This window comes from Shewanella oncorhynchi (genome assembly GCF_012584455.1).
GTDB lineage: Bacteria > Pseudomonadota > Gammaproteobacteria > Enterobacterales > Shewanellaceae > Shewanella > Shewanella oncorhynchi.
On record NZ_JABAEB010000006.1, the window covers coordinates 306,012 to 331,379 of the forward strand.

Below are 25,368 nucleotides of genomic sequence, written 5' to 3' on the forward strand. Positions count from 1 at the left end.
TCACTTTTAGATGGCGTGCGCGTCAGTGTGGCCATCTAAGTTGATGTAAAGTTGTAAGTCATTAGACTGATTTTAAAAAAGGGTCTGCATTGCAGATCCTTTTTTATACCCTAAATTTGCTGTCGAGACCGATGATAAAATCTTTTTGCTGGGATGTAATGGGTGATGTGCGGCGATTGAACTTGAATTAAATTCATGCGAAATGATGATGAGCGATGCAGTATTAAGTGGTGAGAATTGATGAAACACGCAGCAATAAAAAGGCAGGGACAAGTCCCTGCCTTTTTGATCATTGGCCTCACCAAACGTTATTTTGTTGGTGAAATGGCTGAAGCGTGCATCCCTTTTGGACCGGCTTCTACTTCAAATTGAACGGGTTGGCCTGCTTTTAGAGTTCGATAGCCTTCCATTTCAATGGTAGAATAGTGTGCAAAAACGTCCTCACCACCTTGATCAGGGCAAATAAACCCGAATCCTTTGGCGTTGTTGAACCATTTAACAGTTCCGCTTGCCATACTTCCACTTCCTTCTGTTGTCTACTTACCAGTAAGATAGTAAAACCTGTATAGACGGGTATTCGTTCACCGTCTGCACAACAGAATGTAAGGAGTAAATGCGGAAGTCAAGCTAAAATTAACAAAGGGGTAACAACTGATTAATTTGAACGGATCAATTGGAAGAGGCCAACACGAGAGGCTAGTATTAAAAAATGGCAAAGATAGGAAATATTGAACACGTTGAAGAACGTGTCGAATCAGAGTTAATGCCGCCTTCGATGTATAAGGTGGTACTCAATAATGATGATTACACCCCAATGGATTTTGTGATTGAAGTTTTGCAGGTTTTCTTTCGCAAGAACGAGCAGGAAGCGACCGATATCATGTTGACGATCCATCACCAAGGAAAAGGGATTTGCGGTATTTTCCCGTTTGGGATTGCAGAAACTAAGGTGATACAAGTAAATCAATTTGCAAGACAAAACCAACATCCGTTACTGTGTTCGTTAGAGAAAGCATAAAACTGCTTTACTCTGTAGTCTGTTGTTAATTTTGGGGGTGCTTATGCTGAACAAAGATCTGGAAGTCACCTTAAATCTGGCGTTTCAGCAAGCCAGAGACGCGCGTCACGAGTATATGACAGTGGAACATCTGTTATTAGCTCTGATCGACAATCCTGCGGCTCAAGAAGCGTTAATCGCCTGTGGAGCGAATCTAGATAAACTCAGAGATGAAGTGGCAAGCTTTATCCAACAAACAACCCCAATCATTGCCGATATTGATGATGACAAAGAAACTCAGCCGACGCTTGGGTTCCAGCGAGTGCTGCAACGGGCAGTATTCCATGTGCAGTCATCGGGTCGCAATGAAGTGAACGGCGCTAACGTGTTAGTCGCCATTTTCAGTGAGCAAGAATCCCAAGCTGTGTATTTACTGCGCCGCTGCGACATTAGTCGCCTAGACGTAGTGAATTTTATTTCCCATGGTTTCGCCAAAAATGATGATGCTGAGTCACATCAAGATCAAGAACGTGTTGAAGATCAGGGCGAAGGCAGCGAAGAGCGCAGTATGTTGTCGCAATTTGCGTCCAACTTAAATCAACTTGCAAAGCAAGGGATCATCGACCCACTGATTGGTCGCGACCAAGAAATTGAGCGCGCGATTCAAACCCTGTGCCGTCGCCGTAAAAATAATCCACTGTTAGTGGGTGAGGCGGGTGTAGGTAAAACGGCGATTGCCGAAGGGTTAGCGTATCGCATTGTCAATAAACAAGTACCCGATGTAATGCTTGAAGCGACAGTGTATTCCTTAGATTTAGGTTCACTGCTGGCGGGAACTAAGTATCGCGGCGACTTTGAAAAACGCTTTAAGAACCTGTTAAAAGAACTGGCGGCGGATAAGCATGCCATCCTATTCATCGATGAGATCCACACCATTATCGGTGCGGGCGCGGCCTCTGGCGGCGTAATGGATGCCTCTAATCTACTGAAACCTTTGCTATCTAGCGGCAATTTGCGTTGCATGGGCTCGACTACTTTCCAAGAATATCAAAGTATTTTTGAGAAAGACCGCGCACTTGCACGTCGTTTCCAAAAGGTGGATATCAATGAGCCTTCAGTGGAAGAAACCACTAAGATTTTGATGGGGCTTAAGTCTAAATACGAAGAATATCATGGGGTTCGTTATACTCAGGCCGCGATCAGCAGCGCTGCAGTATTGTCGGCCAAGCACATCAACGACAGGCATTTACCCGATAAAGCCATCGATGTGATTGATGAAGCGGGTGCGCGTATGGTGATGCTGCCTATGAGCAAACGTAAAAAGACCATAGGCCAGGCCGAGATTGAGTCGATTGTGGCGAAAATGGCACGTATCCCTGAGAAGTCGGTATCCGCTACTGATAAGGACTTACTGCGTAACCTTGAGCGTAACCTTAAGATGGTGGTCTTTGGCCAAGATAAGGCCATTGAGAGTCTGAGTTCGGCCATTCGCTTATCGCGCAGTGGCTTAGGTGCTGACAGAAAACCTGTGGGGAGCTTCTTATTCGCCGGTCCAACCGGTGTGGGTAAAACCGAAGTCACTAACCAACTGGCCAACTGCTTGGGGATGAAACTGGTGCGCTTTGACATGTCTGAGTACATGGAAAGCCATACAGTGTCACGCCTGATTGGTGCGCCTCCTGGTTATGTGGGTTATGACCAAGGTGGCTTGCTCACGGATGCTGTGATTAAAAATCCGCACTGTGTCGTGCTATTGGATGAAATTGAGAAGGCCCACCGTGATGTCTATAACTTGCTGTTGCAGGTGATGGATCACGGTACTTTGACCGATAATAATGGTCGTAAGGCTGACTTCAGACATGTGACTTTGGTGATGACTACTAACGCGGGTGTACAGGAGACTATTCGTAAGTCGATTGGCTTTACCCAGCAAGATCACACCCAAGATGCATTATCTGAAATTAATCGAGTATTTTCGCCAGAATTTCGAAATCGTCTCGATTCCATCATTTGGTTCAATCATTTGGATATGACGATTATCGCCAAAGTGGTCGATAAATTCTTGGTGGAATTGCAGGCACAGTTGGATGCAAAACACGTTACTTTGGAAGTCAGCGACGAAGCCAGAACCTTGTTGGCCGAGAAAGGCTACGATAAGAACATGGGCGCACGTCCAATGGCTCGGGTCGTGACCGAATTGATCAAACGTCCATTGGCAGACGAGATATTATTTGGTGTCTTAGAGTCAGGTGGTGTTGCGCATGTGGATGTGAAGGAGGGCGAGATTGTCATTCGTACCGAACGTCACGAAAAAGCCACAACAAAAGCTTAACGCTTGATTATCCATTAGTTTTAGACATAAAAATGGCTGCAATTGCAGCCATTTTTTTCATCTTTCGCAAACAAAAAAACCCGGCCTTGCCGGGTTTTTAAATCTAAGAGGCTATATCAGCGTGCGCGGAAGACAATGCGACCTTTGGTCAGATCATAAGGAGTCAGCTGGACGGTTACTTTATCGCCAGTGAGGATCCGGATGTAGTTTTTACGCATTTTGCCTGAAATGTGGGCTATCACCACATGACCATTTTCAAGCTCTACACGAAACATTGTGTTTGGCAAGGTTTCAAGGATAGTGCCTTGCATTTCAATGTTGTCTTCTTTCGCCATTAATTAATTATCCCATTAGCCTTCGAATATAAAAAACGGGCGTATCATGCCCCAAATTTCCCCCGCTGTAAAGGGGAAGTACTTAGCAACCTTGGGAATACTCCCAGCCCGTCGGTGTCAGAATTTGATAAGGGCGATACAAACGCTTGTAAGACATCTTACGGTTTTCATCTATTTGATATCCGAGATAAACAAATTCTTTATTCATGAGTTTTGCCAGTCGACACTGAATTAAAATTAACAGTGCGCCGAGGGAGCGATGTTCTTCGTCGGGGTCAAAATAGCTGTAAATTGCCGAAAGACTATTGGGCAAACTATCAGTGACCGCAACTGCCAATAATTTATTTCCATCATAGACTTCGATAAACGTTGGCGGTAACCAATGGCAAAAAAGAAAGTGATTATATTGATCTTCACTTGGGGGAAACATGGGGCCGTCAAAATGTCGTCCACGAATGTAATGTTCATATAGCGTATATTGCTCGGCGGTTTGCTCCGATGTTATACGCCAAGTCAGATCTTGGTTTTTTGCTAAAGTGCGTTTTTGGCGTTTCGATGGGACAAATTCATGGGTTGGTACACGGATTGGTTGGCATGCACTGCATCTAGGGCAACGTGGTTTGTAGATAGAGCTACCACTGCGGCGAAAACCCACTGCGAGCAAACGCTCAAATAAAATGGGATCGAGCGTATCTTCTTGGATGACGAGTAGCTGCTCCTGCTGGCCATCAAGGTAGCTGCAGGGAAATATTTGACTGATACCGATAGCGATCGATGCTTTACTCGAGTTCAAGGATGACCTCTTTAGTGGCCCAAGTATTTGGGTCCACGGGATTGTTTCTCAGTTCGCTCAGTAACGTTATAAAATCAATGCGTTTAATAGCTTTAGCTCCCAAACTTTCTAGGTGGGGATTCATCACTTGTGCGTCGATGAGTTTGAATCCCATCTTGAGTAAATGTTGTTGCAGTGCTGCAACGGCGGCCTTGGACGCATTGGTTTTACGGTGAAACATGGATTCGCCACAAAATACTTGGCCGATCGCTAAGCCGTAAAGCCCACCGATTAAACGTTCACCTTCCCACACTTCAATGGAGTGGGCATGACCTGTGTGATGCAATTCGCGATAGGCCATTTGAATTTCTTGGGTGATCCAAGTGCCGCTCTGTTTTTCTCTTGGCTGCGCGCATCCCGCCATCACATCGGTGAAAGCGTGATTGATAGTGATCCTCCAAGGTTGCTTTTTTAAGTACTTACGCAGGCTGGTGCTGATGTGAATTTCACCTGGAATAAACACGGCGCGGGGATCCGGTGACCACCATAGGATGGGATCGTCAGAATTAAACCAAGGAAAAATACCGTTGTAGTAAGCAGAGAGTAAACGTTCAGGACGTAAGTCGCCGCCGATAGCCAATAAACCATTAGGATCGGTTAAGGCGTGCTCGGGCGAAGGAAAAGCGTCAAATTCGTGATTCAGGAAAGACAGTGACTTCACAATTGAGTATGATTTAGTTATAGACCTTATTATTAAGTTAGCGGAAATTCAGATATGTGGAAACCTACTCTAGCAAGCTTTATGTTTATTTTTGCTTTTATCATCAGTCCCGCTAATGCTGGCTATGATCGCAATCAAGCCGTGCCAGTTGAGAAAGTACTCTATGGCGATATCACTTCGGTACGTAATATCACCGAAACCCAGTTAATTGAAGACCGTAATCAAGGTTGGAAAACCTTCGGTGGCGCCTTAGCGGGTGGGGTGATTGGTAATCAGTTTGGTGGCGGGTCGGGTCGAGATGTTGCGACGATTTTAGGTGCCTTGATTGGTGGGGGTATCGGTAACCGTTATGGCAGCGGTACTAGCGTGCAATCGTTTAAGCTGGTGGAACTGATGATCAATCAAGAAGATGGTACTCAGGTCATGGTGATCCAAGATTACGATGCTGGCATGACGTTTAACGCGGGTGACAGAGTTCGAGTGGTGTACCTGCAAGGTGGCGTGCGTGTTGATATCGCGATGTAAGCGATTGTCTCATCTTGAATAAGTGCTCATCTTCAGTAAATGGTCATCTAGAGTAACGGACGGTAATGCAATGACACGGACAGAACTAAGCCAATATTTAGCCGATTTTTTACATGTGTCGGCCTTTAAGGATTACGCACCCAATGGGCTGCAGGTAGAAGGCAAGGATGAGATCCGAACCTTAGTCACGGGCGTGACAGCTTGTCAGGCCTTGATCGATGAAGCGATTCGATTAAACGCCGATGCGATATTGGTTCATCACGGCTTTTTTTGGAAGAATGAGCCTGAAGTGATCACAGGCATGAAACAACGCCGAATTAAGGCGCTGCTCAAGCATGATATTAGCTTGTTTGGGTATCATTTACCCTTAGATGCCCACCCAATGCTCGGTAATAACGCGACTTTGGGGAGACAGCTTGGGATCATCGACGCAGAAGCCATCGAAGAGGTGGCTCAGGGGCTACTGTGGCGTGGAAAACTTGATCTTGCAGTCAGTGCTAGCGAATTTTCTCACACCCTTGAGAATGCGTTAGGCAGAGCCCCACTGCACATTGGTGATCGCGATGCTAAGCTCCAACATGTAGCTTGGTGTACTGGTGGCGCACAGGATTATATCGATGTTGCGGCGAGTTTAGGTGTGGATGCGTTTATCAGTGGTGAAGTGTCCGAGCGAACGTTCCACAGTGCGGTAGAGCAGGGCATACATTATTTTGCGGCGGGGCACCATGCGACAGAACGTTTTGGCATTCAAGCCTTAGGCCGTCACCTCGCCCGCGAGTTTGATCTCGTGCACCATTTTGTGGATATCACCAATCCGGTCTAATCCATTCATAAAGCGGCTTATGATGACAATCTAACTGTTTTATTCCTAAACGAAAGGCGAGCATGGCTCGCCTTTTTTATTGTGGTTTTATTGTTACTTATAGTCACTCAAATCCGTTCCTCTAACTGATTGTGCAATCAGCTCTTAGCCTTTAGCTGCTAGATTAGCTCCAAAGTGGACAATACAAAGATGCCTAAGGTGCACGTGATCAGCGAGCAGACCGTGGTTAGCGCAATAATATTGGCCGCAAGGGGCGCATTGCCACCCATGGCGCGCGCCATCACATAGCTTGCGGCTGCGGTGGGTGCAGAACTCATTAAAAAAACCAGTGCTAACTCAATCCCTCGATAACCCAACAGCAAGGCCCCAATAGTGATAAAAAGCGGGGCAAAGATCAGTTTCAATGCGGTCGAGAACCAAGTTGTATGCTTTTCATGTTTGAGTGAACCAACATCGAGCGAACCGCCGGTACACAGTAGCGCTAATGGCAGGGTCATATTGGCGAAGTATTGTCCCGCATCGAGCACCATTTTCGGTACTGGAATAGCAAGCAAATAGAACAACATGCCTGCCATAATGGCAATGATCAACGGGTTTTTGGTGATGGTCTTGATGATCACGCCAAATGCACGTTGGCTGGATTCTTCGCCTTTAGGGCTTAGGCAAATAACCGCTTGAATGTTATACAGCAGCGTCATCGAGGCAACATAGACCGCGGCTAAGGCAACACCAGAACTCCCATAGGCGTTGGAAACATAAGCTAAGCCGATAATGGCGGTATTGGCCCTAAAACCCCCTTGAATGATCACTCCTTGGTCTTTGTGCTTGGGAAATAGCCGCCCAGTTGCATAGGTGGAGAGTATAAAAAACAGGAAATTGGCCGCTAAACCATAGCCAATCAAGGGTGCACTGGAGGCGAGATCGTGATTTGAGCTAATGATGCTAAGGAACAGCAAGGCTGGCAGCGTCACGTTAAAGACTAATCTTGATGCGACATCAATAAAGTTTTCATTGATGATTTGGGTGCGTTTTAGGATCACACCGAGCGCTAACATCAAACAGATGGGGCCCGTAATCGAGGCCGAAAACAGCAACTGCTCAACGATATTTCCCATAACGACTCCTCGAGTGATTCATTTAGCACTGCGTCGATTTTAGACTTGTCACTGATATGAATGTCACATTGCCGTGAATGCCTTGTCGATAGAAATACGAGTTTTAACTCGGTCTCTTAAACCACTCAGTTAAAATTAAATGGCTTAAACTCAGTCTTTTAAAAGAATGAGTGACACTTGCGACCACGAATCGGCTCAAACAATCGATATCAACAAATAAGGCCACATAAAATGCGGCCTTATTGATTTTTCGAGCACTATCTAGCACAGATTACTTAACCCGCATGCCAGGCTGTGCGCCTTCATGGGGTTCTAAAATCCACAGGTCGCTGCCACCAGGGCCAGCGGCCAAAACCATGCCTTCTGACATACCAAAACGCATCTTACGTGGCGCTAAGTTAGCCACCATCACAGTCAACTTACCTTCGAGATCTTCTGGCGAATAGGCCGATTTGATCCCTGCAAACACTTGGCGTGTTTCGCCACCGATGTCGAGCTGCAACTTCAGTAACTTGTCAGCGTCAGCAACATGCTCGGCTTTAACGATGCGAGCGATACGCAGGTCGATTTTAGCGAAATCATCAAAGTTGATGGTCTCACTGATAGGATCGTTAACCAGAGGCTCACTACTAACCGATGAAGCTTTAGCTGTTTTTTCAGGCGCAGCCGTCTTTGGTGCATCGGCCGTGACTTGCAGGTTATCCTTGGAATCAGCAACCATAGCATTGACTTTATCGAGCTCAACACGTTGCATCATGGCTTTGAATGGAGCTATTTCATGACCCGCTAAATCTTGGTTCAATGCATTCCAAGTGAGCGGTAGTTGGAAGAAGGCTTCCACATCTTGGGCTAAACGTGGCAATACAGGTTTGAGATACGTCACGAGAATACGGAACAGATTCAAGGCATTTGAACACACTTGATGGGCCGCTTCCTGTTGATCGTCGTGTTTTACCATTTGCCAAGGTGCTGCATCGGCTACAAAACCGTTAGCAATATCCGCCAGTGCCATGATTTCGCGCATTGCTTTGCCGTATTCGCGCGACTCGTAAAATTCGGCAATCACCTCTTGCTTGGCTAGAAACGCCTCAGTCAGTGTGGTGTCGTTAATTTTCGCTAGCTTGCCATCGAAACGTTTAGTGATAAAACCTGCAGTGCGCGAGGCTAAGTTCACTAGCTTACCGACTAAGTCTGAATTCACGCGCTGGGCGAAATCTTCGAGATTTAAATCTAAATCGTCGATACGGCTGCTGAGTTTGGCGGCGTAGTAGTAACGTAAATATTCAGGATCTAAATGATCTAAATAGGTACGCGCCTTAATGAACGTGCCTTTCGATTTTGACATCTTAGCGCCGTTGACCGTCACATAGCCGTGGGCATAGACGCTGTTTGGCTGGCGGTAACCTGAGCCGTGTAACATGGCTGGCCAAAACAGACTGTGGAAGTAGACTATGTCTTTACCGATGAAGTGATACACCTCGGCGGTTGAATCTTTGCCCCAGAATTCCTCAAAGCTCAGCTCAGGGCGTTTGTCACAGAGGTTTTTGAACGAACCCATATAACCGATAGGCGCATCTAGCCAAACGTAGAAATACTTGCCTGGCGCATCGGGAATTTCGAAACCAAAATACGGTGCATCACGGGTGATATCCCATTGCTGCAATCCTTGCTCGAACCATTCGTCGAGTTTATTGGCCATTTCGACTTGCAGGGCACCAGAGCGAGTCCACTCTTTTAGCATGCCTTCGAAGGCGGGCAGGTCGAAGAAAAAGTGCTCAGTGTCTTTCATCACTGGTGTCGCACCCGATACTGCTGATTTTGGATTGATGAGCTCAGTTGGGCTGTAAGTCGCGCCGCAGGCATCACAGTTATCGCCGTATTGATCCGGTGACTTACACTTAGGACAAGTGCCTTTTACGAAGCGGTCTGGCAGGAACATGGATTTCTCAGGATCGAACAGCTGAGAAATACTCTTGCTCTTGATATAGCCATTCGCACGTAGCTTGAGATAAATATCACTCGCCAGTACGCGGTTTTCATCGCTGTGGGTGCTGTGATAGTTATCGAAGGCGATATTGAAATCGGCAAAATCCTGCTGATGTTCTTTGTTCACTTGGGCAATCATGTCTTCTGGCGCTATGCCTAATTGCTGTGCTTTAAGCATGATTGGCGTGCCATGGGCGTCATCGGCACAAATATAGTGGCACTCATGTCCACGAAGTTTTTGATAACGCGACCAGATATCTGTCTGTATGTATTCCAGCATGTGACCTAAATGTATCGGTCCGTTTGCATAGGGAAGTGCGCTGGTCACGAGAATTTTACGTTGTGAAGTTGCCATCTTGTCTCAAATATCGTGGTGGGCCAAAAATATTGGTAGAGATACTAACCGATTACAGGATGATTTTCATCAAAACCTGAGCCAATTGAGCTAAATCTGCGCTAATGTTTTCTGCATTATCTGGTACACTTGGGCAAATTTATTGGTGGGGGTAATTCTTTTGTCTTCAACTCAAACTGATTATCGTCTGAATGACGATCTTCTCGGGCCAGTTCTGGCTATTCTCGATTCATTTGTTGACCCGTATCTCGCGAAAGGGTTAGTGAGCGCAGGATGCGTAAATAAGCTGGCATTGGAAGGTAAGCGTTTGCAGCTTGGCTTAGTCTATCCATACCCTTGTATGACTCAGTATCGCGACACTGTCATGGCGCTGACGAATAAGTTAGCGGTGCTCGATGCTATTGATGAAGTCGAGTGTGAAATCGATTTTCAACCTAAAGCTTATTCAGCGTTATCTTCTATTGCGCCGATTGCCAATGTGAAGCAAGTGATTGCCGTAGCCTCAGGTAAGGGCGGCGTGGGTAAGTCAACCACAGCGGTGAACTTAGCTTTGGCATTAGCGGCCGAAGGTGCGCAGGTGGGTATTCTCGATGCGGATATTTACGGCCCGTCAGTGCCTATGATGTTAGGTATTCCTAATTTCAGACCGCTTTCCCCAGATGGTAAACATATGACAGCCGCCAGTGCCCATGGTATTGCCGCGCAGTCGATTGGTTTTATGCTCAGTGGTGATGAAGCTGCCGTGTGGCGTGGCCCAATGGCCGCGGGCGCGTTAGCCCAGTTACTGAATGAAACCCAATGGCCAGAACTGGATTATTTAGTCGTTGATATGCCACCTGGCACAGGGGATATTCAGCTCACGTTATCGCAAAAAGTTCCTGTGAGCGGCGCCGTTATCGTGACGACACCGCAGGATATCGCGCTGGCCGATGCCAAGAAGGGCATCAATATGTTCCAGAAAGTGAACATTCCTGTGCTGGGTATTGTCGAGAACATGAGTTTCCATTTATGTCCTGAGTGTGGTCATAAAGAACATCCATTTGGAACTCACGGCGGCAGTAAAATCGCTGAACGCTATCAAGTTCCACTGTTAGGCGCTTTGCCGCTGCACATTAATATCCGTGAAGCCATGGATAATGGTGCGCCGACCGTCGTTGCCGAACCTGACAGTGAAGTCGCAGCTCTTTATCGGGAAATTGCCCGTAAAGTGGGCGCAGAATTGGCTTTAAAGCAAAGCCAGAAAACAGTTTCTATTAGTGTTTCAGATGACGAGTAAGGTTTAAGGGTATGAATTCTCAGCAGTGTGTCATTATTGCAATTGCTGGCGCGTCAGCATCGGGCAAAAGTTTAATTGCCAAAACGATTTTTGACGAATTGCGCCGCGATTTAGGCACAGATCAAATTGGGGTAATTAATGAAGACGCGTACTATCGCGATCAGAGTCATTTATCCATGGATGAACGGGTATTAACGAATTACGATCATCCAAAAGCGCTGGACCATCAACTGCTGTGCACGCATTTACAGTTGCTCAAGTCTGGCGAAGCTGTTGATATCCCTTGTTATAGCTATACAGAACATACACGCACTGCAGAAACCTTAAAGATGACACCGAAAAAAGTGATCATTTTAGAAGGTATCTTATTGCTGACCGATCCTAAGTTACGTGCCCTGATGGACGCGAGTGTGTTTATGGACACGCCGCTGGACATTTGTTTCCTACGTCGCTTAACTCGTGATGTGGCCGAGCGGGGCCGTACTATGGAGTCTGTGATTTCACAGTACAAGAAAACCGTGCGTCCTATGTTCTTACAGTTTATCGAACCCTCGAAACAATACGCCGATATTATCGTTCCCCGTGGCGGCAAAAATCGTATTGCGACCGATATTTTAAAGACTCGTATCCAACATTTACTGGCAAAATAACGACATAAAAACTCAAGGAGTAATAGGCAAGATGCGCTTAACCGATATCGAAATTGAACAGGCCCTTGATAACGGCACTATCGTAATAGAACCTCGCCCAGGCATAGAAGCTATTTCAGGCGTCAGTGTTGATGTGCGCTTAGGTGGACAGTTTCGCGTCTTTAAAGATCATACCGCGCCTTTTATCGACTTGAGTGGTCCAAGTGCTGAGATGCAAGCGGCGCTCGATCGGGTGATGAGTGAGATTATCGAAATCCCCGATGGCGAAGCATTTTTCTTGCATCCTGGCGAATTGGCTTTGGCTGTGACTTACGAGAGCGTAACTTTACCTGCTGATATCGTCGGTTGGCTTGATGGCCGTTCGTCTCTAGCGCGTTTAGGCCTGATGGTACACGTAACGGCGCACCGTATCGATCCGGGTTGGCAAGGTAAAATTGTGCTCGAGTTTTATAACAGCGGCAAGTTACCTTTAGCTTTGCGTCCACGCATGACTATAGGTGCGCTTAACTTTGAACGCTTAAATCATGCGGTTGCACGTCCTTATAACACTCGTAAGAGTGCCAAGTACAAAGATCAGCAAGAAGCGGTGGCTAGCCGTATCAGTCAGGACTAATACGCGTGTTCTGGGTGAATGGCGCATCGCAGGCAAGTGTCGACCCTTCCGATCGAGGGCTTGCCTACGGTGATGGTCTGTTTGCAACGATGCGAACGGACGCTGAGGGGATTATGTTTTTTGAAGCCCACCAAGCCCGTTTAACCGCAGGCGCAGCAAGGCTTGGATTTCAATGGCAAATGAGTGAAGCATTGCAACAGCAACTGAATACCTTAGCCATTGAATATCCTCATCATTGTATTAAGTTAATCGTTTCCCGTGGTGCTGGTGGCCGTGGCTATACACCGCCAGAAACGGTTAATCCTACTGAAATCGTCTCAGTTCATACTATCCCCGGCCATTATGCTCAGTGGCAGCAACAGGGTATTAGCCTTAAAACTTCGTCGGTACGATTGGGTTTGCAGCCTCTGTTGGCAGGGATGAAGCATTTAAATCGACTCGAACAAGTCTTAATAAAATCCCACCCTTTACCGCAGGGATTTGATGACTGGTTAGTCAAAGATATCGAGGAGAATGTGATTGAATCTTCGATGGCGAATGTGTTTTTTATCAAAGATAATCGCATTATCACGCCTTCATTAGCCCTGTGTGGCGTGGCGGGTGTGATGCGCGAACAGATAATGTTGGCCTTGCTTGAACAGAACATGAATATCGAATGTTTGCCCGTTGGCGCCGAGCGTTTAATCGAATTTGACTCAGCGTTTATCACTAACAGCGTTTTAGGGATTGTGGATGTACTGGCGATAGACTCGCTCAAGTTCACTCGTGCTCCGATTACCGCGCAACTTAGACAGACACTTTCACTCACTCTATGAAAAAAATCATTATTATCGCCAGTTCAGCCCTGTTGACCTTGCTAACCTTAGTCTGTTTGGGTGCCTTTTGGGGCTATCAAACGGTTGTAGAATACAGTCAAACGCCGCTGAGTCTCAGCGAGCCTAAAGAGTTGAAGGTTGAACGCGGCACCAGTGTAAATCAACTGGCGCAGCAACTTGCCGATGACGGCGTTATTCAAGATACGTGGAAACTCAAGTGGCTGCTTAAGTTCCGCCCTGAGCTTGCCAAAATTCGCACAGGACTTTATGAAATATCACCTTCACAAACGATTACTGATTTACTCAATGATTTGATCGCTGGCAAAGTAAAAACCTTCAGTTTGACCTTAGTTGAAGGTAAAACTATTGTGGAATGGGAACAACAGCTTACCAGTGCTCCGCATTTACAAATGTCACCAGAAGCATTTGCAGCGGTATTGATGACACAAGGCGATGATTCTGGTTTGCCTGAGGGAAAATTCTTCCCCGACACTTATCATTATACCGCCGAGGCAGATGCTAAAGTCATGCTGACTCAAAGCTATAAAATGATGGAGCAGGAGCTTGCCAAAGCGTGGGCGGAACGGGCGCCGAATTTACCGTTAAAATCACCCTATGAAATGCTGATTTTGGCATCGATAGTTGAAAAGGAAACCGGCCAAGCCCATGAGCGTGAGCAAATCGCCGGTGTATTTGTTAATCGTCTTAACCTAGGTATGCGTCTGCAAACCGATCCGACCGTTATTTACGGTATGGGCGATCGCTATAAGGGCAATATCACCCGCAAAGATTTAGTTGAAGAGACGCCTTTTAATACTTATCGCATCTTTGGATTGCCGCCGACGCCGATAGCTGCACCGAGTAAAGCCTCATTGATGGCCGTGTCTAAGCCCGCCAGTGTGAGTTACCTTTATTTTGTATCGCGCAACGATGGCACCCATGTGTTTTCAACCACGCTTGAAGAACACAATCATGCTGTAGACGTCTATCAGCGTAAGACAAAACCAGCGACGCCAGAAAAATCACCAAAGTAAAAATGCAGAGAAAGAAAATCCAATGTCAGTTTTTGCAAAATTTATCGTTATTGAAGGCTTAGAAGGCGCAGGTAAGTCGAGTGCGATTAACCTTATTCGCGACTTTATTGAAAAACATACGGGTAAAGCACCGATTTGCACCCGCGAACCGGGCGGTACACCATTGGCTGAACGTATCCGTGATTTAGTTAAGATTGCCGATGCGAACGATCCCCTGTGTGATGAGGCCGAGTGTTTACTCATTTATGCTGCCAGAGCTCAGTTAGTTGCCAATGTCATAAAGCCCGCGCTTGCGCAAGGGCAATGGGTATTGGGTGATAGACACAATCTATCGTCATTAGCTTATCAAGGTGGTGGACGAGGGTTAATGCCGTTAGTGGAAGCGGTGAGCACTGCAACACTAAAGGGATTTAAACCCGATCTTACTTTGTACTTAGATTTAGATCCTAAGCTTGGGCTTACCCGCGCAGCTAAACGTGGTGAGCTTGATAGAATTGAGCAACAAGCGATTGATTTCTTTGAGCGCGCACGCGCTACATATCTCAAACTTGCCAGCGAAGATGACAGTATTGTGGTTATAGACGCGAGCCAAACTATGGCCGAAGTGCACAAAGATATCTTAGCCGTGCTTCAGGCGATGGTATGGTAGCCGAGTCCGGATTTACGGCTGAGCAATTACCTTGGCTCGAAGGGCCAAGACAGGCATTTTTAGCTCAATTAGCGCGTCAAAAAATACCTCACGCACAACTCGTGGGCATTGATTCAGCCTATGGCGGTGAGTTGCTGAGTGTGTTTATGGCGCGCGCGGCTATGTGTTTGCAGCCAACGCCTGTGGGCGCGTGCGGTTTTTGTAAGTCTTGTCAGCTCTATGATGCGGGCAATCATCCTGATTTTTATCATATCGCCGCCGATGGCAATCAAATTAAAGTCGATCAAATTCGTGAGCTGTGTAAGCGTCTGACAGCCACCGCACAGCAAAGTGGCAGGCGTGTAGCGATTATCCACCACAGCGAGCGTCTTAACTCCGCTGCCGCGAACGCACTCCTTAAAACCCTTGAGGAGCCTGGTAAAGACACCTTACTGATTTTGCAGTCGGATACGCCTGCACGTTTGATGGCGACGGTTAGCAGTCGTTGTCAACGCATTCCTTTTGTCGTTCCGAGTCGAGAGGTCATCAAAAACTGGCTTGCCCAGCGATGTGGTATTCAAGAGGATGTAACTTGGTGTTTGAGTGTGGTGGGTGGGCCGTTAAAGTTGGCTGAGAGCTTGCTGTCTGAGAGTAGTCAACAGAGTCGGTATCAATCCCTGCTACAATTTCGCAAAGATTGGGCACAAAGTTTGTCGTCTGGTCATCTGTGTGCTAGTTTGTTAATAATAAGTGAACAACAAATAATTGATGTTCTTAAGGTTTTGTACCTACTTATACGACAGGTTTTACTGAAAAATAGCCATCAAGATGCGTTTGTTCATGCGCAGCTCGGGAATTTGGCGGCTAAGATCATGGGAATGTGTCATAGCTTAAGCACAATGCCGAGCGTCAATTATCTGGCCCTGTGTCAAAGTTATGTCTTAGAATATAGAGAGATAACAAATAAGTAATATGCCATGGTAGATCTCGTCGTTAATTTTGATACTTTACATCAGTTATATCGTGCCTATATGCCTTTTATTAAGCCGGCAGGATTATTTATTGCGACCAGTGAAAGTCATTATCTTGGCCAACCGCTGACGATTGCGTATCGTTTACCCGGCGCAACCCTCACTAATGAATTTCGTGGTGTTGTGGTGTGGATTAATCCCTTAGGAGCGTCGGGTGGCCGCCCTGTGGGGATTGGCATTAAAATTATTTCTGAGCCAGATAGCCATAAACACCATATCGAAAAGTTACTGTCCCGCGAACTCGCCTCTGGCGATTTAACCTGTACTATGTAGGTTAGCCTGCATTATTGCTCTGGTTTAAACGTCTGCTCACTGCCTAAACTGGCTATTTACTTCTGTTGAATTTGACCTCGATCTCTTGGCTGGGTATCCTTGTCGTCCTTTGTTACTCTGCTTGGAAATCCTTGTGCTTATTGATTCACACTGCCATCTCGATCGCCTCAAAGCGGCGCCTGATCAACAAACCTTAGTACAGATTCTTGCTAATGCTAAAGCCCGTGGCGTGGACTATATGTTGTGCGTCAACGTGCGCCAGCAGGGATTTGAATTGATGCGAGATAAAGTTGCAGCCTTCGAACAGGTATTTTTGTCATCGGGTGTGCATCCATTAGACGTTAAAGAAGGCCTCGATGTTGAGCAAATTCGTCGCTTTGCCACCGATCCTAAAGTGGTCGCGATTGGTGAAACGGGGTTAGATTATTTTTATGCAGACGACACTAAGCTCTTGCAACAGCAATGTTTTGAGCAGCAGATTGCCCTTGCGGTCGAAGTGAATAAACCTTTAATTGTCCATACCCGTGATGCACGTGAAGATACGATCAATATGCTTAAGCAGGGTAATGCGGATAACGTTGGCGGCGTGCTGCATTGCTTTACCGAGAACTGGGAGATGGCGAAAGCGGCGATTGATCTCGGCTTTTATATTTCGGTTTCAGGCATAGTCACTTTTAAAAATGCGGGTGATCTGCGAACCGTTATTCGCAAAGTGCCTCAGGATCGTCTGCTAGTTGAAACTGATTCGCCTTATTTGGCGCCGATCCCACACCGTGGACAAGAGAATCAGCCTGCCTATGTGCGCGATGTGGCTGAGTTTGTGGCAGAGCTTAGAGGTGAGCGTTATGAAGATCTTGCTGAATACACCAGCAATAACTTCTTTAATTTATTCAAAGATGCAGCGCGTTTAGTTGGCCGTTAGCTGCAAGTGCTTTGAATCACTTTATGCGATTGTGTGATTGTTAGCGTGCGGGCATAAAAAAAGGCCCAAAACGATTAAAGCTGTTTGGGCCTAGGGGAATGGCTCATTGAAGAGCCGTGCGCTACAGCTGAAAGCGCCATGCAGTGCGCTTTACAATAGACTCAGTGTAGTCGAGCTTTTGTCTTATAGTCGCGCTCACTTTCCCCTTTTTTAGGTTATTTATCGCTAAAAAACAGCGAAATTATAACGATTTTGTCTGTTCTGGTAGCAGTAACACTTTATCTTTCACTAAGTCTCTGGGTAGGTTGTTTTTTAACTTATTGCCTAAATGTTTCGCCATGCCTAATGGTGCACCGCCATAACAGACGATCACTTCACCTTGAGCTTTCACTGCGGTGTTTAGGGCAATATCTCGCCCCATCAAATACTCTTTCGCTTCAACATCGCTCACATCGACCGTTTTTGCGGTTGGGCTGAGCTGTTTTCCTGCTAATGCAATAATCGCTTCATGGCGGACTTTAAAGCCGTGTTTACTGTTATCAGCGAGTTTAATGCCAATACGCTGAAAGCGCATACGGCCAATAAAAGCGTTGAATTCATGCGGAAATAGCCAGAATTCATCATCGCGAACCATGATGAGTTCGTCCGGTAAGCTGATGCCTAAATCCTGCTGAAAATAGTCTTTTATCCCTTGGGCTTGTTTCGCTGATGCGGGCGTGAAGGGGAAGTTTTTCTGCAGTTTAGGCTCAGGCTGTAAACGCGGCACTGAGGCGGTTTTTGTCAATTTAGCGACAAAGAAACCTTCACTGTCGTAAATCTGTGGCCAGACATGTAAGAAGCCTTCGGGCGTTGTAGCTTGATCTGCACCATCAAATAAATCGCTTAAGGATTCAAATTGCACCGTATCGCCGTAGACTTGCTTTAAATACTCGCACACGCCTTGGTTTTCGAGGCGGTTTAAGGTGCAGGTTGAGTAGACCAAACTGCCACCGGGTTTCAGGGCGAGAAACGCCGATTCGATTAAGGCTTTTTGGGTTTCGCTAATCGCCAGCACATCGTCTAGGCTCCAGTGTTTTAGAGCATCGGCGTCTTTACGCACTGTGCCTTCACCGCCACAGGGCGCATCGATAAGCACGGCATCAAAACTTTCGTACAGGTATTCGCCAAATACACGGCCATCGAAATGGGTGAGGGCGCAGTGGCTCGCGCCCATGCGCAGCACATTAGCGTGCAATACTTTCACGCGGCTCGCCGAATACTCATTAGCCACTAATAACCCTTGGTTTTGCATCAATGCGGCCATTTGCGTGGTTTTTGAACCGGGTGCGGAGGCGAGATCGAGTACGCACTGCCAATGTGCATTCGGTGTAAAAAGTGCGGTCGGCGGCAACATAGAGCTGGCTTCTTGAATGTAGAATAGGCCCTGAATATGCTCTAAGGCATTGCCGAGCTGTTCTTCTTCGTCATAACTGATCCAAAATCCGTCTTCACACCAAGGAATAGGATCGAACGTCCAGCCCTTAGGTTGCATCAGGGTCTTAAAGTCGTCGCTGCTAATTTTTAAGGTATTGACCCGAATAGAACGTCTAAGCGGCCTGTCGCAAGCGGCAATAAACTCGTCCATGGATAAATGGGCGGGGAGTTCTTGGGTGATTGTATCGATAAAATTTTGATTTAATTGGACCATTGATTTCATTGAACCATAGGAAAATAGACTGTGTATCAACTGGCGCGAGTATATCATAATCCCTTATTGGGTCTGAGATTTTCTCCCGAGCAGCCAAGGCTGCTATTGTGATTTAATGTTTATGCTCTGACGATTTCAGCGATATTGGAATGAGTCGCCATAAAGCTGGCACTCAGTAGCCATGAGCTAATAGAATAAAAACAAATAAAAATAAGGGGATTAGCGTGCTGAATCGCGTGTGGTTGGCTTTTTTTATCACAGCATTGCTTGCAATAGCAGTGCAGTTATTCAATGGACATATAGAAGTATTATCGGCTTCGGTCGCGGCTTTATTTGCAAGTGCTAAGCTTGCCGCTGAAATTTCTCTTGGGCTGATTGGCGTGCTTTCCCTCTGGATGGGATTGATGCAGGTAGGGGAAAAGGCTGGCGTTGTCGGTGCTATTGCCTTTGTGTTTGAGCCATTACTGCGCCGTTTGATGCCTGAAGTGCCCAAGGGGCATCCGGCCTTTGGCAGTATCACGATGAATTTAACAGCGAATATCTTTGGGTTAGATAATGCCGCCACACCACTTGGTTTAAAGGCGATGCATGATTTACAGAGTTTAAATCCGCTAAAAACCGTGGCGACCAATGCGCAAATCTTATTTTTAGTACTCAATACTTCCTCTGTGACCTTAGTGCCTGTGACGGTATTCCTTTACCGTGCCCAGCAAGGTGCCGCTGCGCCTGCGGATATTTTCTTGCCGATTTTACTGGCTACTTCGGCATCGACATTGGCGGGCTTGCTGGTTGTGGCGTTAGTGCAGCGAATTTCATTATTAAACTCAGTGGTGCTCGGTTATGGCGCCTTGATGCTCTCAGGGTTAGTGGCGAGTGGTTTTTATCTGATGACCTTAAGTGCTGAGGCCATTGGCACTGTGTCGACTGCAATGGGCAATGGTATTTTGCTGTTATTGGTATTTACCTTCGTGATTGTTGCGGGCATCCGTAAGGTGGCGGTTTATGATGAGTTTATTGAAGGGGCGAAGGCGGGTTTTGCCCAATCCATCCAATTGATCCCTTATTTGCTCGCCATGCTATTAGCGATTGGTTTACTGCGTGCATCCGGCGCCTTGGATTATCTGTTGCACTTGATTGCCACTGGTGTGCGGATATTAGGTTTTGATACGCGTTTTGTCGATGCTATGCCGACCGCGCTGATGAAACCTTTTAGTGGCTCAGGCGCCAGAGCCATGATGCTTGAGACAATGGATCACCACGGAGTAGATTCCTTTGCGGGTCGATTAGCGGCGATTTTTCAGGGTAGCACTGAAACCACTTTCTATGTTCTCGCTGTGTATTTTGGTTCTGTGGGTATTCGCCATGGACGCCACGCCTTGGCTTGCGGTTTAACTGCGGACTTTGCGGGGATCAGCGCCGCGATTGCTGTTTGTTATTGGTTTTATGGATAAGTGGGCTAGAGTATTGAGCGATCTAGAATGTCTCAATAACATTGCGAGAGAAGCTAAAAATAAATCAGGCGCATTATGCGCCTGATTTATTTATAAGAGCTTTAATATTAGTGCGTTGGTGTAAGTATTTTGATGAAAAAATTACTGGGCTGGTGCCCATTGCTGCCATTCGTTTTCGGCTTTGTGTTGTAATCTTAATACTGTGCCAGTCGCTAAATGATTACCCTCTTGAGTCGTGTCCTTAGTCGCCACATTGATGCCGCCAGCGAGTAAGGTTTCCAGCGAGCCCGCTTCGATTTGGGCACCAGAGAAGAGGCCTACATCGACTTTAATCCCTGAGGCATCCCAGAACTGACTGCTTTGATTCACTAAGTGACTGTACTGTGCCTCGATATGGGCCTGCATCAATACACTATTCCCCTGTGTCGATAGGCTATAACCGTCGATTTGACCGACTTTAATCCCTCGGAAGAAGATAGGTGTGCCGACTTTCATTGAGCCTAGGCTAGTATCTTCTAGAATGAATTTCAGCGCATCTTCGGCAACATTGGCATAGCTGCTGGCAGCGAGGTTGGCAACAAACTGGGTCGATTTTTGACTGCTTGTACCCGGCAGTACACCGATATAAGGGCCAGTGATCAAGGTTTCTGGCGCTTTAATTCCTGCTAGAGAAATTTGCGCATCCACTAGATGATATTCACAGTCGCTGCGGCTGAAATGTTCGGCGTATTCGCCGTAGAGATAGGCCGTTGCAGTGAGTGTATTGAGATCGGCATTGAGCTTCACCTGCGACACTTCACCCACTTGATGACCTTGATAGCGAATCGCTGCCTTGGCCGCCAGTTTGCTTGAGGCGGGTAGGGTGAGGCGAATTGCCTGCGCCTGATTTAATGCCAGCAGCTTGCTCTCATAGAGTTTTAAGTTAGCTGCATTGCTGGCTTTGTCATTGCTATCAAGTAATCCCAGACTGATGCTGCCCTTTAATGCTCCTTGAAGCGGCGCGACCGCAACATCAATGCCCGCAAGACTGGCACTGATATCCACGGCGCTGTTACGCCAGAATACTTTTGGCTTTTTCAGCAAGGGTTGAAACTGTTTGTCGATAGCGAGCTTGATAGCGAAGTCTTCGGTTTTGCTTTGCCAGTTCACTGAGTCAACTGTGCCAATTTGCATTTTTTTATAGTAAATCGGTGAGCCTTGGCTGACATCGGCGCCATCTTGACTGATTAACGTTAAATGCACTTGCTGCTGACGATCATAAAAAGCTGTCGCGGCATCCACAGAGCTAAAGAGGGGCAGAGCGCTGTTAGCAACTAAAGGTGTGTCGCTATGACCTTGGATCAAGCTAACTGCACCTTGAGTGAGTGTTGTAAAATCCCTTGCTTTGACTGAGACCCCGTCTAACGATGCGTTTACCGTTAATGCTGACTCAGGCACAAAATAGCTGTCGCTGCGTATTAGACTGGCAAACTCAGGTTGTAGCTCGAGTTGGTATTCCACCGCCGATAAATCTTTGGTTAACTTAACTGCAAGCACTGAACCAATGGGGATTTGCTTGAAGCGAACTTGAGCGCCCGCTGAAATGCCCATGTTTTCGGCTGAGGTTAAGGTCAAGAAACGCTTCTTCGATTGCAGTAAATCAGGCGCTTTGGCTTGTAAGGCAAAGCTGCTTGGTACCGCGCTTTTGGTGTTGATGCCTGGCAGGAAGTTGATCACGCTACCTGTCAGTAAGCGTTCTGGATTCTTAATGCCTGAGAGGGAAATATCAGCACCTTCAAGCCAAAACACGCCGTCGTTAGTTAACAGTGAACCGTATTGAGGTTCAAATTTAGCCACGGCTGTAACACCATTGGACGTGAGTTGTTTACTTAAAATACTGCCAATATTGATGCCGCGATAAACGATACGAGTGCCTTTGTCGACACCGTTAGCGTCAGCCATGGTCAAGCTTATTTCTATGCCGCCAAGGGCGGTGGTTTCTGAATCATAAAGCGAAAAAACGTCACCGTTTTTAGCTATGTCTGCTTTATCGTCAGAGCTGAAACTCACGCCGCCAGCCAGAATGGACGCCAAACTCTCTGAACTGACTCTAACCCCAGTTAGTGAAGCATCAATTTTGACGCCAGAAACATTCCAAAAGTGAGAATTTTTCTTCACTAATCGCGCGTATTGCTCTTGAATGAAAGCGCTGATAATGACTCTTTGATTGCCATCTAAACGATAGCTGACCACGCTACCCACAGGGATTTGGCGGAAAAATATTGGCGAGCCAACATCGAGTGAACCGAGTTTATCGGAGGTCAATTCGACCATCACACCTTCTGAGCCGATTTGCATCGGCGGCGGTTGGCGTTCTGCTTCAAAAAAGGTCGAGGCATTACCTTTTCCTGGTTGGATAGCAATATAGTTACCCGAAAACAGCGCATCTAAGCCTTCAACACCTGTAATACTTGCTTTAGGTGTGACAAGCCAGAAGAGGGTTTCTTTATTCAAGAAAGGCTTCGCGCGGTAGTCCATCATGACTTTGACGTTCACGCCTTTGAGATCTTCATCTATGCCAATGTCTTTCACTTTACCGACAGTCAAACCTTGGTATTTGACTAAGGTTTTACCTACATCAATCCCAGTGGCGCTCGGAAAGTGAATTTGAATTTCAACCCCCGATTCTTTAATGCTCTTAATGCCCAGCCAAGCACCTAATGCCAACGCGACAATAGGAAGCAGCCAAATGGGCGAAAAGAGTTTTTTCTTTACAACTTTCGGCGATTCAATTTGTGTCATCTTGAGGTTCCAATCGATCCCAGAGTAAACGAGTGTCTAAAACTTTTGCGGCTAACTGAGTTAACAGAATCACCAAGGCAAATGCGGTAGCCGCAGGCGCGGGTTTCGCGTCGAGTAATTGTCCCATGTTCACTAATGCCACTGTGATTGAGATGACAAATAAATCGAGCATTGACCAGCGGCCAATCCATTCGATGATGTGAAAACCCACCATCAATTTCTTTTTTGAAATCGGAATGTCAAAGCTGATCGCACACAGATAAATGGATAAGCCGATGATTTTAATCCATGGTACTAAAATACTGGCGGTAAACACTATGATGGCAATAGGCAGCATATCTGAATGCACTAAATGCAAAATGCCCGAAAAAATCGTGTCGTGCCGCACTTGGCCTTGGTTGGTCAGCATAGTGATAGGGTAAATGTTGGCTGGCACCAGCAAGATGGCAGCGGTAATCAACAAAGCCCAACTTTTTTGCAGGCTGGAATAGTCTCTGACGTGCAACTCAGTTTCACAGCGCTGACAGTGCGTGAGTTCACTGCTGTTGAGTTGGCGACACACTTTACAGAGACATAGGCCGATATCTTTACCTTGTTGTTTCATATCAGCTATGACCTTCCAATAACGTCCACATATGTTCTAAGTCGTATTCTCTTTGTAGAAACAAGGTCACGAGAAACAGCATAGTGAAGCAAAATGTGCCCATACCAAAATAAATGTCCGAAAAATCAGATAGCTGAAATGATGAAACTAAGAAGCTGATCACATAAATTTCCAGCATAGTGAGCTGCGATAAGATACCATGAAATTTTAATAACTGCTTCAATGAGTTACGCCAAAAAAGGCTATTCAATCCCCATTTCACAATTAAAATCTGTGTCAATATCGATAACAGTAATAAGCCTGGACCTATCACAGCTGCGGCAAGTACGGCGACACCTACAACCCAATAGCCTTGGTCAAATACTGCAAATGCCCCTTGGAAAACCGTGGTAGTACGAATACTGCCGAAAAAGTGGATCTCGAGTACGGGTAAAAAATTAGCAGGGAAATAAAACACTAATGCCGAAATACATAGGGCTAACATACCATTCACAGAGCAGTATGGCGTGTCATAAAGTGCAGTGCTGCAACGAGGACAGATTGCTCTAACGCCGCTAGGCAAGGCACGTTTGCGGACTGCTAAATCGCAGGAGCGGCATAGGGTTACTGAATTTTCTGCTGCGTTTTCATGCATATAAAAATATATATTAGCCTAATAGGAGTAATAACAGCGAGATCGGTGCAAAGTGTCGTGCTAGTTAGCTGTTAAGCCACGTCTAGCGCTTTATAATCTTGGCAACGAAAGTACGCTAATAATATCAGATTAATCAGAACACTTGCATCACAAGTTCAATCTATGTCACTCTAGTTACTGTATATAAAAACAGTGCGAGGGCAGTCATGGCAGTAATAACACAGTTTGTCGTGGTCAGAGAAGGGGTTGAAAAGATGACATTCACATCTAAGAAGGAGGCTGATGCCTACGATAAGATGCTCGATATCGCCGATAACCTTATCCCCTTCATTCAAAAAGCTGATTTGGGTATAGATGAAAGTGTGGGTGAAAAGCTCGCATTCTATTTTGCTAACAATAAAGATGAGCTGACGAACTTGCTTAAAGGCGCCGTTCAGGTTAATAGTACGCCAACGAATCCGCCTGCAGCGAAAAAAGCGGCTAAAAAGACCGAAGCAGCAGAATAAAATTGTTAGGAAATGTAATGAAATCGAAATTTTATGAGTCACTTAACCGTCAAGCCTTGGCCTTGTTGGAAGGGGAAGACGACCTTGTTGCGGCGATGGCGAATTTTTCAGCCTTGCTCAATGATAATTTAACTGAGCTGAACTGGGTGGGATTCTACGTTATGCGTGGCGAACAACTAGTATTAGGCCCGTTTCAAGGTAAAGTGGCTTGTACACGCATTCCGTTAGGAAAAGGTGTGTGTGGTACTGCAGCATTCACTAATCAAACTCAGCGAGTGGCTGATGTCCATCAATTTGATGGTCATATTGCCTGTGATTCTGCCAGTAATTCTGAAATCGTTGTGCCAGTTCGTGCGCAAGGTAACGTGGTTGCCGTGCTCGATATTGACAGTCCTATCTTCGATCGTTTCGATGAAGAAGACCAAAAGGGGCTGGAATTACTGGTTAAAAGTTTTGAAAACTGCCTATTTGATTAATTTGCGTACAATAACGCATAATTCAT

Annotated in this window: 26 protein-coding genes; 16 read left to right on the forward strand and 10 right to left on the reverse strand. The window is 46.3% G+C overall.

Annotation, left to right across the window (positions count from 1 at the left end; translation table 11 throughout):
• Positions 1-308: 308 nt before the first annotated feature.
• The gene (gene cspD, locus HGO26_RS12105; protein ID WP_006081937.1) at positions 309-515 is read right to left on the reverse strand and encodes a cold shock domain-containing protein CspD; all 207 of its coding nucleotides are present in this window, start codon (positions 513-515) and stop codon (positions 309-311) included.
• 194 nt (positions 516-709) lie between these two features.
• On the opposite strand from cspD, the gene clpS reads away from it, so the two are divergent.
• Both clpS and clpA read left to right on the forward strand, forming a co-directional pair.
• Entirely contained in the window at positions 710-1,018 is a 309-nt protein-coding gene (clpS, locus tag HGO26_RS12110) for an ATP-dependent Clp protease adapter ClpS (RefSeq protein ID WP_006081936.1), read from the forward strand.
• Positions 1,019-1,061: 43 nt separating this feature from the next.
• The gene (gene clpA, locus HGO26_RS12115) at positions 1,062-3,329 is read left to right on the forward strand and encodes an ATP-dependent Clp protease ATP-binding subunit ClpA (protein WP_028759739.1); all 2,268 of its coding nucleotides are present in this window, start codon (positions 1,062-1,064) and stop codon (positions 3,327-3,329) included.
• A 116-nt stretch (positions 3,330-3,445) separates the two neighbouring features.
• Here clpA and infA read toward each other — a convergent pair whose 3' ends face one another.
• The 3 genes from infA to aat all read right to left on the reverse strand — a co-directional run bounded on the left by infA (position 3,446) and on the right by aat (position 5,157).
• The gene (infA, locus tag HGO26_RS12120; RefSeq protein WP_006081934.1) at positions 3,446-3,664 is read right to left on the reverse strand and encodes a translation initiation factor IF-1; all 219 of its coding nucleotides are present in this window, start codon (positions 3,662-3,664) and stop codon (positions 3,446-3,448) included.
• 82 nt (positions 3,665-3,746) lie between these two features.
• The gene (locus HGO26_RS12125) at positions 3,747-4,457 is read right to left on the reverse strand and encodes an arginyltransferase (RefSeq protein ID WP_168825420.1); all 711 of its coding nucleotides are present in this window, start codon (positions 4,455-4,457) and stop codon (positions 3,747-3,749) included.
• The gene (gene aat / locus HGO26_RS12130) at positions 4,444-5,157 is read right to left on the reverse strand and encodes a leucyl/phenylalanyl-tRNA--protein transferase (protein ID WP_113940541.1); all 714 of its coding nucleotides are present in this window, start codon (positions 5,155-5,157) and stop codon (positions 4,444-4,446) included. The genes HGO26_RS12125 and aat overlap by 14 nt, the downstream gene beginning before the upstream one ends.
• Positions 5,158-5,211: 54 nt before the next feature.
• Here aat and HGO26_RS12135 point away from each other — a divergent pair, with 54 nt between their 5' ends.
• On the forward strand, positions 5,212-5,682 hold the full coding sequence (locus HGO26_RS12135; protein WP_028759742.1) for an outer membrane lipoprotein: 471 nt from the start codon (positions 5,212-5,214) through the stop codon (positions 5,680-5,682).
• Between the two features lie 70 nt (positions 5,683-5,752).
• On the forward strand, positions 5,753-6,505 hold the full coding sequence (locus HGO26_RS12140; protein WP_168825422.1) for a Nif3-like dinuclear metal center hexameric protein: 753 nt from the start codon (positions 5,753-5,755) through the stop codon (positions 6,503-6,505).
• Positions 6,506-6,663: 158 nt separating this feature from the next.
• On the opposite strand, the gene HGO26_RS12145 is transcribed toward HGO26_RS12140, so the two are convergent.
• Together HGO26_RS12145 and metG are read right to left on the reverse strand one after the other, a co-directional pair.
• Positions 6,664-7,620: an AEC family transporter gene (locus tag HGO26_RS12145; protein ID WP_168825424.1), complete on the reverse strand. Its 957-nt coding sequence runs from the start codon at positions 7,618-7,620 to the stop codon at positions 6,664-6,666.
• 271 nt (positions 7,621-7,891) lie between these two features.
• Positions 7,892-9,961, reverse strand: coding sequence for a methionine--tRNA ligase (gene metG / locus HGO26_RS12150; protein ID WP_168825426.1), 2,070 nt, complete (start codon positions 9,959-9,961; stop codon positions 7,892-7,894).
• A 160-nt stretch (positions 9,962-10,121) separates the two neighbouring features.
• Between metG and apbC the strand changes: the two genes are divergently transcribed.
• From apbC to HGO26_RS12195, 9 genes are all read left to right on the forward strand, one after another.
• Complete coding sequence (gene apbC, locus HGO26_RS12155; protein WP_006081927.1) at positions 10,122-11,237, forward strand: iron-sulfur cluster carrier protein ApbC; 1,116 nt, start codon at positions 10,122-10,124, stop codon at positions 11,235-11,237.
• Positions 11,238-11,248: 11 nt separating this feature from the next.
• Complete coding sequence (gene udk / locus HGO26_RS12160) at positions 11,249-11,887, forward strand: uridine kinase (protein ID WP_028759746.1); 639 nt, start codon at positions 11,249-11,251, stop codon at positions 11,885-11,887.
• 31 nt (positions 11,888-11,918) lie between these two features.
• Entirely contained in the window at positions 11,919-12,500 is a 582-nt protein-coding gene (dcd, locus tag HGO26_RS12165; protein ID WP_028759747.1) for a dCTP deaminase, read from the forward strand.
• A gap of 5 nt (positions 12,501-12,505) precedes the next feature.
• Complete coding sequence (pabC, locus tag HGO26_RS12170; RefSeq protein ID WP_168825428.1) at positions 12,506-13,315, forward strand: aminodeoxychorismate lyase; 810 nt, start codon at positions 12,506-12,508, stop codon at positions 13,313-13,315.
• Complete coding sequence (gene mltG, locus HGO26_RS12175; protein ID WP_168825430.1) at positions 13,312-14,349, forward strand: endolytic transglycosylase MltG; 1,038 nt, start codon at positions 13,312-13,314, stop codon at positions 14,347-14,349. The genes pabC and mltG overlap by 4 nt, the downstream gene beginning before the upstream one ends.
• Positions 14,350-14,371: 22 nt before the next feature.
• Positions 14,372-14,998: a dTMP kinase gene (tmk, locus tag HGO26_RS12180; RefSeq protein WP_028759750.1), complete on the forward strand. Its 627-nt coding sequence runs from the start codon at positions 14,372-14,374 to the stop codon at positions 14,996-14,998.
• The gene (holB, locus tag HGO26_RS12185) at positions 14,992-15,948 is read left to right on the forward strand and encodes a DNA polymerase III subunit delta' (RefSeq protein WP_168825433.1); all 957 of its coding nucleotides are present in this window, start codon (positions 14,992-14,994) and stop codon (positions 15,946-15,948) included. Before tmk ends, holB begins: the two co-directional genes overlap by 7 nt.
• A 6-nt stretch (positions 15,949-15,954) precedes the next feature.
• Complete coding sequence (locus tag HGO26_RS12190) at positions 15,955-16,281, forward strand: PilZ domain-containing protein (protein WP_028759752.1); 327 nt, start codon at positions 15,955-15,957, stop codon at positions 16,279-16,281.
• Between the two features lie 133 nt (positions 16,282-16,414).
• Complete coding sequence (locus tag HGO26_RS12195) at positions 16,415-17,203, forward strand: YchF/TatD family DNA exonuclease (RefSeq protein ID WP_168825435.1); 789 nt, start codon at positions 16,415-16,417, stop codon at positions 17,201-17,203.
• Between the two features lie 241 nt (positions 17,204-17,444).
• Here the strand turns inward: HGO26_RS12195 and rsmF are convergent, their stop codons facing one another.
• Positions 17,445-18,890, reverse strand: coding sequence for a 16S rRNA (cytosine(1407)-C(5))-methyltransferase RsmF (rsmF, locus tag HGO26_RS12200; RefSeq protein WP_211085897.1), 1,446 nt, complete (start codon positions 18,888-18,890; stop codon positions 17,445-17,447).
• Positions 18,891-19,114: 224 nt separating this feature from the next.
• Between rsmF and HGO26_RS12205 the strand changes: the two genes are divergently transcribed.
• A complete protein-coding gene (locus tag HGO26_RS12205) occupies positions 19,115-20,341 on the forward strand; it encodes a nucleoside recognition domain-containing protein (RefSeq protein ID WP_131523339.1) in 1,227 nt (408 codons plus the stop codon).
• 141 nt (positions 20,342-20,482) lie between these two features.
• On the opposite strand, the gene HGO26_RS12210 is transcribed toward HGO26_RS12205, so the two are convergent.
• From HGO26_RS12210 to HGO26_RS12220, 3 genes are read right to left on the reverse strand one after another with little or no spacing between them, the layout of a single operon-like run.
• Positions 20,483-23,122 (reverse strand): PqiB family protein, encoded by a 2,640-nt coding sequence (locus HGO26_RS12210; protein ID WP_168825439.1) that lies wholly within the window; start codon positions 23,120-23,122, stop codon positions 20,483-20,485.
• A complete protein-coding gene (locus tag HGO26_RS12215; protein WP_105252657.1) occupies positions 23,109-23,726 on the reverse strand; it encodes a paraquat-inducible protein A in 618 nt (205 codons plus the stop codon). The genes HGO26_RS12210 and HGO26_RS12215 overlap by 14 nt, the downstream gene beginning before the upstream one ends.
• 1 nt (position 23,727) lies before the next feature.
• Positions 23,728-24,360, reverse strand: coding sequence for a paraquat-inducible protein A (locus tag HGO26_RS12220; RefSeq protein ID WP_168825441.1), 633 nt, complete (start codon positions 24,358-24,360; stop codon positions 23,728-23,730).
• A 206-nt stretch (positions 24,361-24,566) separates the two neighbouring features.
• Between HGO26_RS12220 and HGO26_RS12225 the strand changes: the two genes are divergently transcribed.
• Together HGO26_RS12225 and HGO26_RS12230 are read left to right on the forward strand one after the other, a co-directional pair.
• Positions 24,567-24,866, forward strand: a complete 300-nt coding sequence (locus HGO26_RS12225; protein ID WP_105252655.1) for a YebG family protein — start codon at positions 24,567-24,569, stop codon at positions 24,864-24,866.
• A gap of 17 nt (positions 24,867-24,883) precedes the next feature.
• Positions 24,884-25,342, forward strand: a complete 459-nt coding sequence (locus HGO26_RS12230) for a GAF domain-containing protein (protein ID WP_028759760.1) — start codon at positions 24,884-24,886, stop codon at positions 25,340-25,342.
• Positions 25,343-25,368: the final 26 nt, after the last annotated feature.

Excerpts from the sequence above, each read along its gene's own strand:
- HGO26_RS12140 (WP_168825422.1), top strand. The coding sequence starts at position 5,753 with ATGACACGGACAGAACTAAGCCAATATTTAGCCGATTTTTTACATGTG.
- udk (WP_028759746.1), top strand. The coding sequence starts at position 11,249 with ATGAATTCTCAGCAGTGTGTCATTATTGCAATTGCTGGCGCGTCAGCA.
- clpS (WP_006081936.1), top strand. The coding sequence starts at position 710 with ATGGCAAAGATAGGAAATATTGAACACGTTGAAGAACGTGTCGAATCA.
- metG (WP_168825426.1), bottom strand. The coding sequence starts at position 9,961 with ATGGCAACTTCACAACGTAAAATTCTCGTGACCAGCGCACTTCCCTAT.
- HGO26_RS12135 (WP_028759742.1), top strand. The coding sequence starts at position 5,212 with ATGTGGAAACCTACTCTAGCAAGCTTTATGTTTATTTTTGCTTTTATC.
- HGO26_RS12190 (WP_028759752.1), top strand. The coding sequence starts at position 15,955 with ATGGTAGATCTCGTCGTTAATTTTGATACTTTACATCAGTTATATCGT.
- dcd (WP_028759747.1), top strand. The coding sequence starts at position 11,919 with ATGCGCTTAACCGATATCGAAATTGAACAGGCCCTTGATAACGGCACT.
- HGO26_RS12215 (WP_105252657.1), bottom strand. The coding sequence starts at position 23,726 with ATGAAACAACAAGGTAAAGATATCGGCCTATGTCTCTGTAAAGTGTGT.
- HGO26_RS12210 (WP_168825439.1), bottom strand. The coding sequence starts at position 23,122 with ATGACACAAATTGAATCGCCGAAAGTTGTAAAGAAAAAACTCTTTTCG.
- clpA (WP_028759739.1), top strand. The coding sequence starts at position 1,062 with ATGCTGAACAAAGATCTGGAAGTCACCTTAAATCTGGCGTTTCAGCAA.
- mltG (WP_168825430.1), top strand. The coding sequence starts at position 13,312 with ATGAAAAAAATCATTATTATCGCCAGTTCAGCCCTGTTGACCTTGCTA.
- cspD (WP_006081937.1), bottom strand. The coding sequence starts at position 515 with ATGGCAAGCGGAACTGTTAAATGGTTCAACAACGCCAAAGGATTCGGG.
- HGO26_RS12230 (WP_028759760.1), top strand. The coding sequence starts at position 24,884 with ATGAAATCGAAATTTTATGAGTCACTTAACCGTCAAGCCTTGGCCTTG.
- rsmF (WP_211085897.1), bottom strand. The coding sequence starts at position 18,890 with ATGGTCCAATTAAATCAAAATTTTATCGATACAATCACCCAAGAACTC.
- holB (WP_168825433.1), top strand. The coding sequence starts at position 14,992 with ATGGTAGCCGAGTCCGGATTTACGGCTGAGCAATTACCTTGGCTCGAA.
- infA (WP_006081934.1), bottom strand. The coding sequence starts at position 3,664 with ATGGCGAAAGAAGACAACATTGAAATGCAAGGCACTATCCTTGAAACC.
- HGO26_RS12225 (WP_105252655.1), top strand. The coding sequence starts at position 24,567 with ATGGCAGTAATAACACAGTTTGTCGTGGTCAGAGAAGGGGTTGAAAAG.
- HGO26_RS12145 (WP_168825424.1), bottom strand. The coding sequence starts at position 7,620 with ATGGGAAATATCGTTGAGCAGTTGCTGTTTTCGGCCTCGATTACGGGC.
- tmk (WP_028759750.1), top strand. The coding sequence starts at position 14,372 with ATGTCAGTTTTTGCAAAATTTATCGTTATTGAAGGCTTAGAAGGCGCA.
- HGO26_RS12220 (WP_168825441.1), bottom strand. The coding sequence starts at position 24,360 with ATGCATGAAAACGCAGCAGAAAATTCAGTAACCCTATGCCGCTCCTGC.